12 protein-coding genes and 1 rRNA gene are annotated in these 14,505 nt (G+C 53.9%); 1 reads left to right on the plus strand and 12 read right to left on the minus strand.

From position 1 onward, the window contains the following. Positions 1 to 3: 3 nt before the first annotated feature. The 7 genes from epsC to radA all read right to left on the minus strand — a co-directional run bounded on the left by epsC (position 4) and on the right by radA (position 7,478). Positions 4 to 663 (minus strand): serine O-acetyltransferase EpsC, encoded by a 660-nt coding sequence (epsC, locus tag C6I21_RS14105; protein ID WP_105960120.1) that lies wholly within the window; start codon positions 661 to 663, stop codon positions 4 to 6. A gap of 257 nt (positions 664 to 920) precedes the next feature. Next, on the minus strand, positions 921 to 2,384 hold the full coding sequence (gene gltX, locus C6I21_RS14110) for a glutamate--tRNA ligase (RefSeq protein WP_105960121.1): 1,464 nt from the start codon (positions 2,382 to 2,384) through the stop codon (positions 921 to 923). Positions 2,385 to 2,488: 104 nt separating this feature from the next. Further along, positions 2,489 to 2,971, minus strand: coding sequence for a 2-C-methyl-D-erythritol 2,4-cyclodiphosphate synthase (gene ispF / locus C6I21_RS14115; RefSeq protein WP_105960122.1), 483 nt, complete (start codon positions 2,969 to 2,971; stop codon positions 2,489 to 2,491). Further along, entirely contained in the window at positions 2,968 to 3,675 is a 708-nt protein-coding gene (gene ispD / locus C6I21_RS14120) for a 2-C-methyl-D-erythritol 4-phosphate cytidylyltransferase (protein ID WP_105960123.1), read from the minus strand. The genes ispF and ispD overlap by 4 nt, the downstream gene beginning before the upstream one ends. 47 nt (positions 3,676 to 3,722) lie before the next feature. Beyond that, positions 3,723 to 4,826 carry a PIN/TRAM domain-containing protein gene (locus C6I21_RS14125; protein ID WP_105960124.1) on the minus strand — a complete coding sequence of 368 codons (1,104 nt, stop codon included), beginning with the start codon at positions 4,824 to 4,826 and terminating at the stop codon, positions 3,723 to 3,725. Positions 4,827 to 5,014: 188 nt separating this feature from the next. Then, positions 5,015 to 6,097, minus strand: a complete 1,083-nt coding sequence (gene disA / locus C6I21_RS14130) for a DNA integrity scanning diadenylate cyclase DisA (protein WP_105960125.1) — start codon at positions 6,095 to 6,097, stop codon at positions 5,015 to 5,017. Next, entirely contained in the window at positions 6,072 to 7,478 is a 1,407-nt protein-coding gene (gene radA / locus C6I21_RS14135; RefSeq protein ID WP_105960126.1) for a DNA repair protein RadA, read from the minus strand. The genes disA and radA overlap by 26 nt, the downstream gene beginning before the upstream one ends. A 236-nt stretch (positions 7,479 to 7,714) precedes the next feature. Here radA and C6I21_RS14140 point away from each other — a divergent pair, with 236 nt between their 5' ends. Beyond that, positions 7,715 to 9,145, plus strand: coding sequence for an S-layer homology domain-containing protein (locus tag C6I21_RS14140; RefSeq protein WP_181186267.1), 1,431 nt, complete (start codon positions 7,715 to 7,717; stop codon positions 9,143 to 9,145). A gap of 48 nt (positions 9,146 to 9,193) precedes the next feature. Here the strand turns inward: C6I21_RS14140 and clpC are convergent, their stop codons facing one another. The 5 genes from clpC to rrf all read right to left on the minus strand — a co-directional run. Beyond that, positions 9,194 to 11,647 carry an ATP-dependent protease ATP-binding subunit ClpC gene (clpC, locus tag C6I21_RS14145; RefSeq protein WP_105960128.1) on the minus strand — a complete coding sequence of 818 codons (2,454 nt, stop codon included), beginning with the start codon at positions 11,645 to 11,647 and terminating at the stop codon, positions 9,194 to 9,196. Continuing rightward, positions 11,644 to 12,741 (minus strand): protein-arginine kinase McsB, encoded by a 1,098-nt coding sequence (gene mcsB, locus C6I21_RS14150; protein ID WP_105960129.1) that lies wholly within the window; start codon positions 12,739 to 12,741, stop codon positions 11,644 to 11,646. The genes clpC and mcsB overlap by 4 nt, the downstream gene beginning before the upstream one ends. Then, entirely contained in the window at positions 12,738 to 13,277 is a 540-nt protein-coding gene (gene mcsA, locus C6I21_RS14155) for a protein-arginine kinase activator protein McsA (RefSeq protein ID WP_105960130.1), read from the minus strand. Before mcsA ends, mcsB begins: the two co-directional genes overlap by 4 nt. 13 nt (positions 13,278 to 13,290) lie before the next feature. After that, complete coding sequence (locus tag C6I21_RS14160; protein ID WP_105960131.1) at positions 13,291 to 13,764, minus strand: CtsR family transcriptional regulator; 474 nt, start codon at positions 13,762 to 13,764, stop codon at positions 13,291 to 13,293. Positions 13,765 to 14,428: 664 nt separating this feature from the next. Then, positions 14,429 to 14,505 (minus strand): 5S ribosomal RNA (gene rrf / locus C6I21_RS16910); the annotation flags it as partial.

Here is a 14,505-nt window from a genome sequence, read left to right on the forward strand (position 1 = left end):
GCATCACACCTTTCCTTTCTCTCGGTTCGTTTCTTTGAGTTCTTTTACTTCCCGCTTCAGCCGGATCATTTCTTTTTCCAGCTGGCGGAACTTATCGGCTACCGGGTCCGGCATGTTAATATGGTCGAGGTCATCGCCGACTTTCACCCCGTCCTGAACGACGATTCTGCCCGGGATCCCGACGACAGTCGAGTTCGGCGGTACTTCTTTCAGTACGACAGAGCCGGCCCCGATTCTGGAATGCTTCCCGATACGCATCGACCCGAGCACTTTGGCACCGGAGGCAACAAGCACATGATCCTCGAGCGTCGGATGACGCTTTCCTTTTTCTTTTCCGGTCCCGCCGAGCGTAACGCCCTGAAAGATGGTGACGGAGTCCCCGATTTCACACGTTTCCCCGATGACCACCCCCATGCCGTGGTCAATGAACAGCCGCTGGCCGATCCGGGCACCCGGGTGAATTTCAATCCCGGTAAAAAACCGGCTCACCTGGGAAAGAAACCGGGCGAAGAAATACAATTTTTTCTTCCAGAGAAAGTGTGCAGCCCGGTGGGCCCAGATGGCGTGGACACCCGAATACGTCAGCATCACTTCCAGACGGTTGCGTGCGGCGGGGTCCCGCTCCAGCACGACATCCACATCGTTTTTAAGTGTTCGGAACATGGTGTTCCTCCTTTCATGCTCTTCTTATTCTCCAGTATTTAAAAAAAGCGCCCCGGTGCCCTCGTGAGGCACAGAGACGCTTTTTCGGCGCGGTTCCACTCTGCTTGGGGCATGCTGCCCCCGCTTTGGATGATGCTGTGCACAGCTGTGCCGGGTGCATTTCAAGCAGAACGGCCTGAGCCGCTTCCAGCCGCGGCGGCTCTCTCTGGGGAGGGTTCTGCTGTACTTCGTCCGGCGTGCACGAGATATAGCTCTATTTATGATTCTCCGGCAAGCGGAGTGAGTCGGGAGATAACCTTTTCCCGTCCGAGAAGGACGATCGTCTTCGGCAGGTCCGGGCCGTGTACCTGACCGGTTACAGCAACGCGGACCGGCATGAACAGTTTTTTGCCTTTGTGGCCGGTTTCCTTCTGTACCGCCTTCAGCGACTGCTTCACGGCTTCCGGCGTCCACTCGCCCTGCTCCTGAATCATCTTTTTAAACGAAGCCATGACTTCCGGCACCTGTTCTTCTGACAGAATGTCCTGTGCTTCTTCATTATAATCGATCTGTTCCCGGAAGAACAACTCTGTCATCTCGACAATCTGGGCACCGTAGCTCATCCGCTCCTGATACAGGGCCGTCAATTCGCGTACCCAGGCCTCCTGCTCTTCATTCCGCTCCGCTGGAATACGTCCTGCCTCCACGAGATGAGGAATGGCGAGGTCCGCTACACGGTCCGGGTCCGCTTCTTTCATGTACTGGTTGTTCATCCACTCCAGCTTCTGCGTGTCAAACACCGCAGGCGCTTTAATGACACGGTCGAGCGTGAATGCTTCCGTCAGCTCTTCAAGTGTCAGAATCTCTTCCTCTCCGCCCGGAGACCAGCCGAGAAGCGCGATGAAATTGACGATCGCCTCCGGCAGGTAGCCGAGTTCGCGGTACTGCTCCACAAACTGGATAATCGATTCATCCCGTTTACTCATTTTCTGACGGTCTTCGTTTAAGATCAGCGAGGCATGACCGAACACCGGCACCTCAAAGCCGAGCGCTTCATAGATAAGCACCTGACGCGGCGTGTTCGACAAATGCTCCTCCCCGCGGATCACGTGGCTGATCTCCATGAGGTGGTCATCGATGGCGACAGCAAAGTTGTATGTCGGAATGCCGTCCTGTCTTGCAATAACAAAGTCCCCGATACCTTCCGAATCAAACGTGACGTCCCCGCGTACGGCATCCGGCACGTGAATTTCCTTTCCTTCCGGTACGTGAAAGCGGACGACCGGACGACGGCCTTCTGCTTCGTAGGATTTCTTCTGCTCTTCCGTCAGGTAACGGTCCCGGCCGCTGTACTTTGGTGTCTCTCCGCGGGCAAGCTGCTCTTCCCGCTCTTTTTCCAGCTCTTCGGTCGTCATGTAATCATGGTAGGCTTTGCCTTCGTCGAGAAGCTGGTCAATGAAGCGCTGATACGTATCGAGGCGCTCCATGCTGCGGTACGGCCCGTACGGCCCGCCTTTATCCATGCTCTCATCCCAGTCAATGCCGAGCCAGCGCATGCTTTCCATCAATTTTTCTGTCGCTGTCTCTACGTTTCGTGCCTGATCGGTATCCTCAATCCGGATCACAAACGATCCCCCGTGGTGACGGGCAAATAAATAATTAAACAGTGCTGACCGCGCGCCGCCGATGTGAAGATGTCCGGTCGGACTCGGGGCAAAACGGACACGTACCTGTCTGCTCATACTATCGCTCCTATTCTCTTAAAAAAGTCGTTCTCTATTGTAGCATGTGCTGCTCGTTTCAGCAGGAAAAACCGGGAAACTCTCCCGGTCTGCTGTTTTTTTGTTTACGATACAGGCCGGTCTGCCAGCAGTACGACTGCCTGCGAGGCAATGCCTTCCCCTCTCCCGGTAAAGCCGAGCTTCTCTGTTGTCGTCGCTTTCACGTTCACCTGCGGCGCTTCCGCTTCGAGAAGGGAGGCGATCCGCTCCTGCATCTGTTGAATGTACGGCGCCATTTTCGGCTTCTCTGCCATAATTGTGCAGTCGATGTTGCCGAGCGTATAGCCGCGCTCTTTCGCCATCGCCCAGACGTGGGTGAGAAGCGCTGCCGAGTCGGCGTCTTTAAAAGCCGGATCGGTGTCCGGAAAATGGCGTCCGATGTCTCCTTCGCCGAGTGCGCCGAGGATGGCATCGGCAATCGTATGCAGCAGTACATCCGCATCGGAATGGCCGAGCAGCCCTTTATCATGCGGTATGGTGATGCCGCCGAGGATAAGCGGGCGCCCTTCTGTCAGCTGATGTACGTCAAATCCCTGTCCAATTCTCATTCGCTGTCTGCCTCCATCCGCCGCCGGAGCACCGCTTCTGCAAACAGAAGGTCCTCCGGGGTCGTCACTTTAAAGTTCTCGTAGCTTCCTTCGACAATATGTACGTCCCTGCCGCACGCTTCCACGAGGCTCGCATCGTCTGTCCCGAGAAAACGGGATTCGGCTGCTTTTTCGTGTGCTTCCTGAATAATCGAAAGCTTAAATGCCTGCGGAGTCTGCGCGGCATAGAGACGGGAGCGGTCCGTGGTGCCGGTAATTTTCTCTCCGTCCACTTCTTTTACCGTATCCTTTACCGGAGCTGCAAGAATCGCAGCGCCGTCTGCTTCTGTCCGCAGCGCGAGCGCGTGCAGTTCTGCCTCCGTGACAAAAGGTCGGGCGGCATCGTGGATAAACACGAGTTCCCCGGCGCTTCCTTTCACCGCTCGAAGGCCGTTGTGCACGCTGTCCTGACGTTCTTTTCCGCCTTCCACATACTCGACCGGTGTCGCCGGACGCTCTGCCTCGACGAGACGCCGGATGTCTTCTTCCTCTGCGGGATTGATGACGAGATACATCCGGCGGCACCACGGGTCCCGTTCAAACACGCGGACCGTATGCTGCAGAAGCGGCAGTCCGCCGAGCGTAAGAAACTGTTTATTTCGTCCTGCTTTCATCCGTTTTCCCTGGCCTGCTGCCAGCAGAATCACCTGATAAGCTGATGTCATGAATATACGTCCTTTTCTCTCTCCGTCATTCTGAGCGTTCTTCCGGATTACACGGCGCCTCTTTCTGCCGCTTTCGGCTTGGCAAAAATCATTCTGCCGGCCGACGTCTGCAGGACGCTTGTGACCACGACTTCAATCGTCTTGCCGATATACGTGCGGCCTTCCTCCACAACAATCATCGTTCCGTCATCGAGATAGGCAACGCCCTGATTATGCTCTTTGCCGTCTTTAATGACCTGCACGGCCATCTCTTCTCCCGGAAGGACGACCGGCTTCACTGCGTTTGCCAGATCGTTGATGTTCAGTACCGGAACACCCTGCAGATCACAGACTTTGTTGAGGTTAAAATCGTTTGTTACGACATAGCCGTCCAGCAGCTTCGCCAGTTTCACGAGCTTGCTGTCGACTTCGTGGATCTCTTCAAAATCGCCTTCGTAGATTTCGACATCCACGTCCAGTTCCTTCTGGATTTTATTGAGAATATCCAGCCCGCGCCGGCCGCGGTTGCGTTTTAACACATCGGAGGAGTCGGCAATATGCTGGAGCTCTTCGAGTACAAATTCCGGAATGAGAAGCGTTCCTTCGATAAATCCCGCCTGACAGATGTCCGCGATTCTACCGTCGATGATCACGCTCGTATCAAGAATTTTCATGCGCCGCTCCGGTACCGGCGGCGTTTCCGCCGGTGCGTCTCCTGCTTTCGCCCGGGCGCCGCCGCGGCCGATAGGAAACAGATTCAGCAGCTCATCTTTCTTCTGAAAGCCGATACGGAAACCGAGATAGCCGAAGAACAGTGTTAAAAGAATCGGCAGAAGCGAGCTGACGACCGGAATCTCCAGGCTGATCAGTGCCACGGAGATTAAAAAAGCCAGTGCCAGACCGACGAGCAGTCCGATTGTCCCGAAAAGGAGATCGGTCACCGGATTTTTCATCAGACTTTCTTCCACATAGCGGATCAGGCCGGTGATGTTGTCTGTGAACCAGTATAAAGAAGCAAATAGAATAATTGCACCTGCAAGCGCACCTGCCACCTCTCCGCCGGCCCATGCGGGCACATCAAACGGAAGCGCCATAATTAAATCCGGCATGAAGACATACCCGAGCGTTCCTCCGACAAACAGTATGACGGCGAGAATCATTTTATGCAGCATACGGCCACCTCCTTTATTAAACTCACGAAACGACTTCCTTCCTGACAAAAAACAATTATCTGCAGCCGGCATGCTGTCTCGTTTACAAGTTTTGTATATGATACGCCTACACTGTACCATTCTGTGATTTTTCTGTCAATTTAGATAATCCTACATTGTACCTTTATGCAGCGATCTGTGTCAACGATTTATATATGCCGGTCAATGAACAGCTGCTCCTGGATCCGGGTTAGTCCGTCTTTGATTTTTTTCGCCCGGGCTTCCCCGATACCGTCGACATCATCGAGCTCCTCGATGCTCGCACGCGTAATATGCTGCAGTTCCCCGAACCGGTCGACGAGGTTGTCGATGACACGGATCGGAATCCGCGGAATCTTGCTGAGGATCCGGTACCCCCGCGGACTGACACCGTACTCGGCCAGGTTGGTAATCCGGCTGTAGCCGAGAAGTTTGACGATCACATTATCCTCCAGAAGCTCTTCATTGGAAAGCCGCTTCAGCTTCTTCAGCATCTCTCCCGGACTGTGATCTGCTTCATACATGTAATCTTTTACGAGGAGACGTGCCTCCTGCTCCGTATTCATGACGAGCTCCTCCAGCTGCATCGATATAAGGCGCCCTTCGTCCCCGAGCTCATTGACATAGTTTAAAATTTCGCTCTTAATGCGGAGAACCATTTCAATGCGGTGCATCACCTGGGAGACTTCCTGGAACGTCACCAGTTCCTCAAATTCCAGGGCACCGAGATTCGTAATGCTCTGGTCGAGGACCGACTGGTATTTCTCCAGCGTCTGAATCGCCTGGTTCGCTTTCGTTAAAATGACGCCGATATCTTTAAGGGAATAGCGGTACTCCCCCTGGTACAGTGTAATGACATTTCTCCGCTGGGAAATCGAAATGACTAGGTTTCCCGTCTGACGGGCCACGCGCTGCGCGGTCCGGTGCCGGATGCCGGTTTCTGTTGATTCAATCGTGTTTTCCGGGACAAGCTGCGTATTGGCGTACAAAATGCGGCTGCCGTCTTCACTTAAGATGATCGCCCCGTCCATCTTGGCAAGTTCATATAAATACGCCGGGGAGAAATCGGTGTTGATAAAAAAGCCGCCGTCGACGATATTCATCATCTCATTGTTGTAGCCGAGAACGATCAGTCCGCCGGTGTTGGCGCGGAGAACGTTATCGATGCCTTCACGCAGCTTCGTACCCGGAGCTACGAGCCGCAGCACTTCCTGAATAAACTGTTCATCATAACTCAAACGATGGTGTTCCACGTGTCTTCCCTCCTAACGTCACTTCGAGTGCATCACTTACGGTACGGACTCCGACGACCTGTATCGATGACGGCGGATCCCACCCTTCCAGACATTTCTCGGGTACAATGACCCGTGTAAAACCAAGTTTCGCTGCCTCCATGACCCGCTGCTCTACGCGGGAGACCCGGCGCACCTCCCCGGTCAGGCCGACTTCGCCAATGATGACGTCTCCGGCCTCTGTTGCCGTATCCCGGAAGCTGGATGCAATCGCGACGGTAATCGCCAGATCAATCGACGGCTCATCCAGTTTGACGCCGCCAGCAACTTTAATATAGGCATCCTGATTCTGCAGCATCATCCCGACACGCTTTTCAAGAACGGCCATAATAAGAGAGATCCGGTTGTGGTCGATACCCGTGGCCATCCGCCTCGGTGTTCCAAAACTCGTCGGGGAAATCAGCGCCTGAATCTCCACGAGCACCGTCCTCGTTCCTTCGAGGGAAGCGACAACCGCCGAACCGGCTGCGCCGGCTGACCGCTCTTCAAGAAAGATTTCCGACGGATTCAGCACTTCCTCCAGCCCGCTTTCTTTCATTTCAAAGATACCGATCTCGTTTGTCGAGCCGAACCGGTTTTTCACGGCCCGCAGAATCCGGTATGTATGATGCTGCTCGCCTTCGAAGTACAGCACAGTATCCACCATATGCTCGAGAATCCGCGGTCCGGCAATCGCACCCTGCTTCGTGACGTGCCCGACGAGGAAAATGGCGATTCCTTTTGTTTTGGCAATCCGCATAAACGCCGACGTACACTCCCGCACCTGCGACACACTTCCCGGCGCGCTCGTTACTTCTTCCTGATGCACCGTCTGGATCGAGTCGATAATGACAAGCGCCGGCTGCACTTCTTCAATCACCTGCTCGATCACCGCGACATCCGTTTCCGCCAGGACGAACAATTCATCCTCCTGAATACCGAGACGGTCGGCGCGCAGCTTCGTCTGCCGGACCGACTCCTCCCCGGATATATACAGAACCCGTTTTTTGTTTTCGGAAAGCTTGGCAGATACCTGCAGCAGCAGGGTCGATTTCCCGATGCCCGGGTCGCCTCCGACCAAAACGAGCGAGCCTGGTACAATACCGCCCCCGAGGACGCGGTTCAACTCATCTATATGTGTGCTGCTTCTCGCTTCTTCGCGCCGCTCAATTTTCGTAATCGGCTCCGGCTTTACCCGCCGCGGGCCGTCCCCTGTGACAAAGCCGCGCCGCTTCGTTTTCGGGGAGGCTTCCATTTCTTCGACAAACGTATTCCACTGGTGGCATCCGGGACATTTTCCCATCCACTTCGCAGACTCGTAGCCGCATTCCTGACAGACAAATTTCGTTTTCTGTTTCGCCATCTGTCTCCTCCTTTCCTCCGTTGGTTTCCATCCTTTTATTTTAGCACGAGTGTTATGGAAATAGGAAACAGAGAAGCTGCCTGAAGCCTGTTTTGCGGGGATTCTGCGCGAATTTGAAAAAATACGTAAAAAAAGCGAATCTTTTTTCCGGAAGACGCGTCCACCCTGGTGGCATTCTTCCTATGATACACTGGAATAATGCGGAAATAATGAAGGAAAAGAGAGGGGTACATAACATGAGAAAGCGGAACCTATGGATCAGCCTGGCGGCAGCAGCCGTGATGACACCAGCGGCCGGTGCGTCGGCAGAGGAGTATTCAGCAAAGGAAATCGAAATGAAATTAACCGAAGCCGCGATGGAGCGGAACATTCCTCCGGAAATCGTCAAAGCCGTCGCCTACGCGGAATCCGGATGGCGCCAGACGGTGGACGGCGAACCGGTCGTCTCCGAAGACGGCGGGCTCGGTCTGATGCAGGTAACACCGGGTGAAGCGGCTGTGTACGATGAGGAACGGCTTCTGACCGACATCGATTACAACATCAGCGCCGGACTGGATATTTTAGAAGAAAAGTACGGCTGGACCGGCGGACTGCTCCCGGAAACCGGCGCACAGCGTACCGATCTGGAAGCGTGGTATTTTCCGGTGATGGCCTACAACGGCCTCGTTCAGGTAAACAGCCCGATTTACAGCGACAGCGGGGAAACGAACTTGAACGCGTATCAGGAAGGCGTCTTCTCGACAGTGAACAGCATGGATTCAAACCTGGAGACGGGAACGTTTTCCGTCACGCTGGAAGACCTTGATTATACGGAAGAAGGCGTCGGTCTGTCGGTGACTGCGGACAGACTGGAGCCTTCCTTCACGACGGAAAGCGCCTTTTTCCGCGGAGAAGGAGATGCCGTGAAAGTATCATCGGGAGCGAACATCCGGGGAGGTCCCAGTACCGGCTTCGGTACAGAGGACGACGTACAGGGACCCTTCTTTACGATCGAAGACCCGGTAGTGTATGACGAGCGGGAAAATCAGCACTTTTTATGGCACGAAGTGCAGCCGCTTGGGACAGAAGACCGCTCCGTTTATATCGCCGCCTCCCTGCTGCAGCCGGCGGACGTTTCTCCACTGCCGCTGTCGACCGCATCGGAATCCTTTACGGATGTGGAAAATAATGCCGTCATCGGAAGGTTTGCGGCAAGTGACTTTGTCGGCGGATATAATAATGGGACGTTTCGTCCGGAGAATAACATCACCCGAGCAGAGATCGCGACGATTTTAACCCGTATGATCGACAACCTGCCGGAAGGAACGGATCATCCGTTTGCTGATGTGGAGGACGGTATCTGGTTTGAGGAAGCAGTTACAACTGCTTCCGCTTCCGGCCTGCTCCAGGGCCAGGGGAACGGCATTTTCGCTCCTAATAAAGAGATTACCCGTCAGGAAATCGCTGTCCTGCTGTACCGCCTGGCCGAGCTGACCGGCACCGAGCTGACGGAGAAGAATGATCAGACGATGACAGACGTCGATGCCGAATGGGCGGAGGAGTCCGTGGACGTCCTCACCCGCGCGGATGTGATCGCCGGTGTCGGGAACAATAAATTCGACCCGGAATCACCAGCCACACGTTCGCAGGTCGTCACCCTCCTCTACAATCTTTTCTATAAACCGTAACAACGAAACCAAGCCGCCCCAAAATGGGACGGCTTGGTTTTTTGCAGTTTAGTTGGATGGCGTCGGGGATTCTTCCGTCGTCGAGACGTAGAATTCGCCGTCGCGGATGCCGAGCTTTACTTTCTGCCCTTTCGTAATGGCACCTTTCAGCAGCTCCTCCGACAGGCGGTCCTCCACCTGCTTCTGAAGAGCGCGGCGCAGCGGACGGGCCCCGTATTCCGGATCGAATCCTTCATCGGCAATCTTCGTCTTCGCCGCTTCGGTTAATTCGAAGTCAATGCCCTGCTCCAGCAGGCGCTTCTTCAGTTCATTTGCCATCAGCGAGACAATCTGCTTGATGTGCTGCTTTTCCAGGGAATGGAAGACGATGATTTCGTCGATCCGGTTCAGGAACTCCGGACGGAACGACTTCTTTAGCTCGCCCATCACTTTCCCTTTCATGTCCTGGTACTTCTCTTCCTGCCGCTGGGCAGTGAAGCCGAGGCTCTTTTCCTGACGCAGGACGCTTGCACCGACGTTCGACGTCATAATGATCGCCGTATTCCGGAAATCGACGCGGCGGCCTTTGGAATCCGTGAGGAAACCGTCCTCCAGCACCTGAAGCAGAATGTTGAATACTTCCGGGTGCGCTTTTTCAATCTCATCCAGCAGGATGACGGAGTACGGCTTGCGGCGGATTTTCTCCGTCAGCTGACCGCCTTCTTCGTGGCCGACATACCCTGGAGGGGAACCGACGAGACGGCTCGTTGTATGCTTCTCCATGTATTCGGACATATCAATCCGTACGATGGCATCTTCCTCACCGAAGAGAGATTCTGCCACTGCCCGGGCAAGTTCCGTTTTACCGACACCGGTCGGGCCGAGGAAAATAAAGGAGCCGATCGGACGCTTCGGATCTTTCAGTCCGGCACGGGCCCGGCGTACTGCTTTGGAAACAGCGGTGACGGCTTCATCCTGGCCGATGACACGGTTATGGAGAATTTCCTCCATGCGCAGCAGGCGGTCGGTTTCCTCTTCGGCGAGCTTGCTCACCGGAATACCGGTCCACGTTGCGACAACGGCAGCGATATCCTCTGTTGTTACTTCCGAGTTCTCCTGCCCCTGCTTTTCTTTCCACTGATCCTTCAAGGATTCGAGCTCTTCACGGAGTTTCTGCTCATCATCGCGGAACGACGCTGCTTTTTCAAACTCCTGACTCTGAACCGCTGCGTCTTTTTCCTTCCGCAGCTCCTCCAGCTCCTGTTCCTTTTCTTTCAGGTTCGGCGGCGCCGTATAAGAGCGCAGACGGACTTTGGATGCAGCTTCGTCGATCAGGTCAATCGCTTTATCCGGGAGAAAACGGTCGGAAATATAGCGGTCGGACAGTTTCACTGCGGCATCGATCGCATCATCGGTAATCGTCACACGGTGGTGTGCTTCATAACGGTCACGCAGTCCTCCCAGAATCTGAACGGATTCGTCTGCGGTCGGCTCATTAACCTGAATCGGCTGGAACCGGCGCTCCAGTGCAGAGTCTTTTTCAATATATTTGCGGTATTCATCCAGCGTTGTAGCACCGATACACTGAAGTTCGCCGCGTGCAAGAGATGGTTTGAGAATGTTGGAAGCGTCAATGGCACCTTCTGCGCCGCCTGCACCGATCAGCGTATGAAGCTCATCAATAAACAGAATGACGTTTCCGGCCTGACGGATTTCCTCCATCACTTTTTTCAAGCGGTCTTCAAATTCCCCGCGGTATTTCGTACCGGCAACGACCGTACCCATGTCGAGCGTCATGACACGCTTGTTCCGGAGAATCTCCGGCACTTCGTTGTTGACGATCTGCTGGGCAAGCCCTTCAGCAATGGCTGTTTTACCGACACCCGGTTCCCCGATCAGGACAGGGTTGTTTTTCGTTCTCCGGCTCAGAATCTGAATGACACGCTCAATTTCCTGCGCCCGCCCGATAACCGGATCGATCTGCTCTTCTTTGGCGATCGCTGTGAGGTCTCTCGCCAGACCGTCCAGTGTCGGCGTGCTTGCATTGGAAGCGCTGCTCGCAGACTGCTGCTGGCCGTTGTTGTTCTCACTGCTTCCGAGAAGCTGAAGCACCTGCTGGCGGGCCTTATTCAGACTGACACCGAGGTTGTTCAGCACCCGTGCTGCGACTCCTTCGCCTTCACGGATCAGACCGAGAAGGATGTGCTCTGTGCCGACATAGGAGTGGCCGAGCTTCCGTGCTTCGTCCATGGACAGCTCAATAACCTTCTTCGCACGCGGCGTGTAATGAATCTGCTTTGTTACTTCCTCGCCGCGGCCGATCAGATTCTCCACTTCGGTCTGAATTTTCTCCGCTCCGAGACCGAGGCCGGTCAGGGCTTTGGCTGCGATCCCTTCCCCTTCACGTACAAGTCCAAGCAGAATATGTTCTGTACCAATATTGCTGTGCCCGAGACGCGCCGCTTCTTCCTGCGCCAGCGCCAGCACTTTCTGCGCTCGTTCTGTAAATCGTCCAAACATCATGCGTCTGCACCTCCATCAGAAATTTCTTCTGTATTTTCAAGATTAATCCGTTCCCGGATCAGCGAAGCCCGCCGCTCATCCCGCTCTGCCGGAGTCAGAGATCTTCCGGCATACTGCTGGAGAAAGCCGGGCTGTGTAATGACCATCAGTTCGTTTAAAATACCGCCGGACACTTCCTCAATAATGCCGAGGTCAATGCCGAGGCGGACGTCTGACAAACGCTCCATTGCCTCTTTCGTTTCCATTCGTCTGCTGTAGGAAAGAATACCGTAGGAGCGGTAGATTTTATCCTCCAGCTTCAGCCGGGACTGCTCCAGCAGCTGGTCTCTTGCATCCCGCTCATGCTGAATCAGCTGGGAAACGACACTGCTTAAATCTTTAATAATGTCCGCTTCCTCTCCGCCGAGCGTCGTCTGATTGGAAATCTGATATAAATTGCCGAGTGCTTCACTGCCTTCGCCATATATGCCCCGGACAACCAGCCCCAGCTGGTTAATAGCCGGAAGGATCCGGTTCAGCTGCTTCGTCAGCACGAGCGCCGGCAGATGCATCATGACCGAAGAGCGGAGGCCTGTGCCGACATTCGTCGGACAGCTGGTTAAATAGCCTCTTCGTTCATCAAACGCAAAATCAAGCTTCTCCTCCATCCAGTCATCCATATCATTCGCGCAGGCCATTCCCTGCTCGAGCTGAAAGCCGGAGAGAAGACATTGAATGCGGAAGTGATCTTCTTCGTTAACCATCACACTGAGTGATTCATCTTCGCTTAAAATCACCGCGCGGTTTTCTTTCTCCTCCGTCAAATTCGGGCTGACCAGATGTTTTTCGACGAGAATCCGTTTTTCATTACTCGTAAGCTCCTCCATCGGAACTAAGGACAACCTGCCGAAACGGTCATGACTGCCGTCACCTATAAGCTCACCCGCCTGGTTGACGACTTCTGCCAGCTGGTCCGGAGAAGCTGCGATTGGATATGGAACGTGTTCAAGGTTTCGGGCCAGCCGGACCCGGCTGCTGATAACAATATCCGATTCCGGTCCTTCATTCTTCATCCACGGGCTGATCGCTTCGTGAATGAATGACTTCAGCGTCATGATGCATCCCCTCCCTTCTCTTTAAGGGAATTCTCCAGCTCCCGGATTCGATCGCGGAGGTCCGCTGCAGCTTCAAATTCTTCTTCTGCTATCTGTTTCTGCATTTCCTGCTTTAATTCCTCTATTTCCCGGTACAGATGCATATCTTTTCCTTTACGCTTTGGAATTTTTCCTGCGTGCCGGGTATTGCCACCATGAATACGGCGGAAAATCGGGTCCAGCTTCTGATCAAAATGCGTATAGCAGTCAGCACAGCCAAAGCGGCCGATTTCTGCGAATTTCCGATACGTCATACCGCATGTTCCGCAGGTAAGCTCCGGCCGCTGTTCTTTTTTCTCCTGCGACTGGGAAAACTTCTGCCCGGAGTCCAGCAGTCCGGAAAGAAGCTGATGAATCGAAAAGCTTTTTCCGCCGGGGAGGTAATCGCCTTTATCCTTCGCACAGACATCGCAGAGATGCATTTCTGTCTTTTCGCCATTGATTATTTTCGTGAAATGAAGCGATGCCTCGCGCTCCTGGCATTCCTGACAAAGCATGGTTTTCCCTCCTTTATTCGTTTGACATTTTGTACTTGAGCGTCCGGATCATTGCCGTCATAAGGCGGGCCCGGAACTGGTCTCTTGCCGGAAGTGGAATCGTCAGTACTTCCCGGTCAATGACTGACTTCATCAGCTTGGCCTCTCTATCTGTCACCGCTTCTTCCTCCAGAAGACGAAGAATGATATTTTCTGCTGCCTGCTGTGGAAGAGAAACGCCGATCATTTCAATGAGCTGGTCATACAAATCGCCGCGGTGATCAAACTCTATCTTAATAATGCGTATATATCCGCCGCCGCCCCGTTTGCTTTCCACGACATATCCTTTTTCCTCTGTAAAGCGGGTGCGGATGACATAGTTAATCTGGGACGGCACACAGTCAAAACGGTTCGCCAGTTCACTCCGTTTCACTTCAATCAAAGCCTGTTCATTTTTTTCAATAACCTGCTTTAAATACTGCTCAATGACATCTGATATATTTCTCATCGCATCCCCCTCCCTGCTGTCAGCAGAAACGGTAGTCGTTCGTTTCTGACTTTGACTATATTTGACTTTAATTTTATTATACTCAACTTTGATTGAAGTGCAAGGGGTTTGCTTATGTACCACCCGGAAGAAAGACGTACTTCTCTCTTTCCACTGCAGAACGAAATCTAATCATTAAATTTCAAAGGGGAGCAGAGAATATAGCGAAGATGGAGGAACACAGAAAAGGCAGAGGTGCCGGACGCCCTGGAAAAAAGCAGCGGCTCTCCGCTTTCTTTTCCCAGGGGGTGAAGGAATCAGAGGGGATATAGCTAGCTGGACAACGCTTCGATTGAAGAAGCATGGCTCCGCGCGGCCGCGCCGCATGGCAGAAGATCGCTTCCCTGCGGCTCAAACCAAAGGCCGGCTCCGCTCATGCTCTACAGCCGTGCAAACAGCGCCCGGCTGGAAGACAAGCCCACGGCAAGCTTCTGCCGATGAGCGTAGAAGCTCTATTAACAGAAACGAACGGTGTGTGTAACAGCGGATTGAACTGCCACATCCCTACCTGCAGCTGGACATGCTTCTTTTATAAGAAGAACGGCTCGGCTCCTGCTTTCCGCCGGACAACGTGTGTCCGTGCGGAAACACAAAAAAAGACACCACCGTCTGGTGGTGCCGGGTGACCCAGCCGCGTCCTACTTTTGCAGGGGGAGAGCCCCCAACTATCATCGGCGCTGGAGAGCTTAACTTCCGTGTTCG

Origin of the sequence: Alkalicoccus urumqiensis (genome assembly GCF_002993335.1) — a bacterium.
Taxonomy (GTDB): Bacteria; Bacillota; Bacilli; order Bacillales; family Salisediminibacteriaceae; genus Alkalicoccus; species Alkalicoccus urumqiensis.

Bases quoted from the DNA above. Each gene is read 5' to 3' on its own strand.
- C6I21_RS14125 (WP_105960124.1), bottom strand. From the start codon at position 4,826: ATGCTGCATAAAATGATTCTCGCCGTCATACTGTTTGTCGGAGGAACG.
- radA (WP_105960126.1), bottom strand. From the start codon at position 7,478: ATGGCGAAACAGAAAACGAAATTTGTCTGTCAGGAATGCGGCTACGAG.
- C6I21_RS14140 (WP_181186267.1), top strand. From the start codon at position 7,715: ATGAGAAAGCGGAACCTATGGATCAGCCTGGCGGCAGCAGCCGTGATG.
- ispD (WP_105960123.1), bottom strand. From the start codon at position 3,675: ATGACATCAGCTTATCAGGTGATTCTGCTGGCAGCAGGCCAGGGAAAA.
- mcsB (WP_105960129.1), bottom strand. From the start codon at position 12,741: ATGACGCTGAAGTCATTCATTCACGAAGCGATCAGCCCGTGGATGAAG.
- clpC (WP_105960128.1), bottom strand. From the start codon at position 11,647: ATGATGTTTGGACGATTTACAGAACGAGCGCAGAAAGTGCTGGCGCTG.
- epsC (WP_105960120.1), bottom strand. From the start codon at position 663: ATGTTCCGAACACTTAAAAACGATGTGGATGTCGTGCTGGAGCGGGAC.
- C6I21_RS14160 (WP_105960131.1), bottom strand. From the start codon at position 13,764: ATGAGAAATATATCAGATGTCATTGAGCAGTATTTAAAGCAGGTTATT.
- gltX (WP_105960121.1), bottom strand. From the start codon at position 2,384: ATGAGCAGACAGGTACGTGTCCGTTTTGCCCCGAGTCCGACCGGACAT.
- mcsA (WP_105960130.1), bottom strand. From the start codon at position 13,277: ATGCTTTGTCAGGAATGCCAGGAGCGCGAGGCATCGCTTCATTTCACG.
- ispF (WP_105960122.1), bottom strand. From the start codon at position 2,971: ATGAGAATTGGACAGGGATTTGACGTACATCAGCTGACAGAAGGGCGC.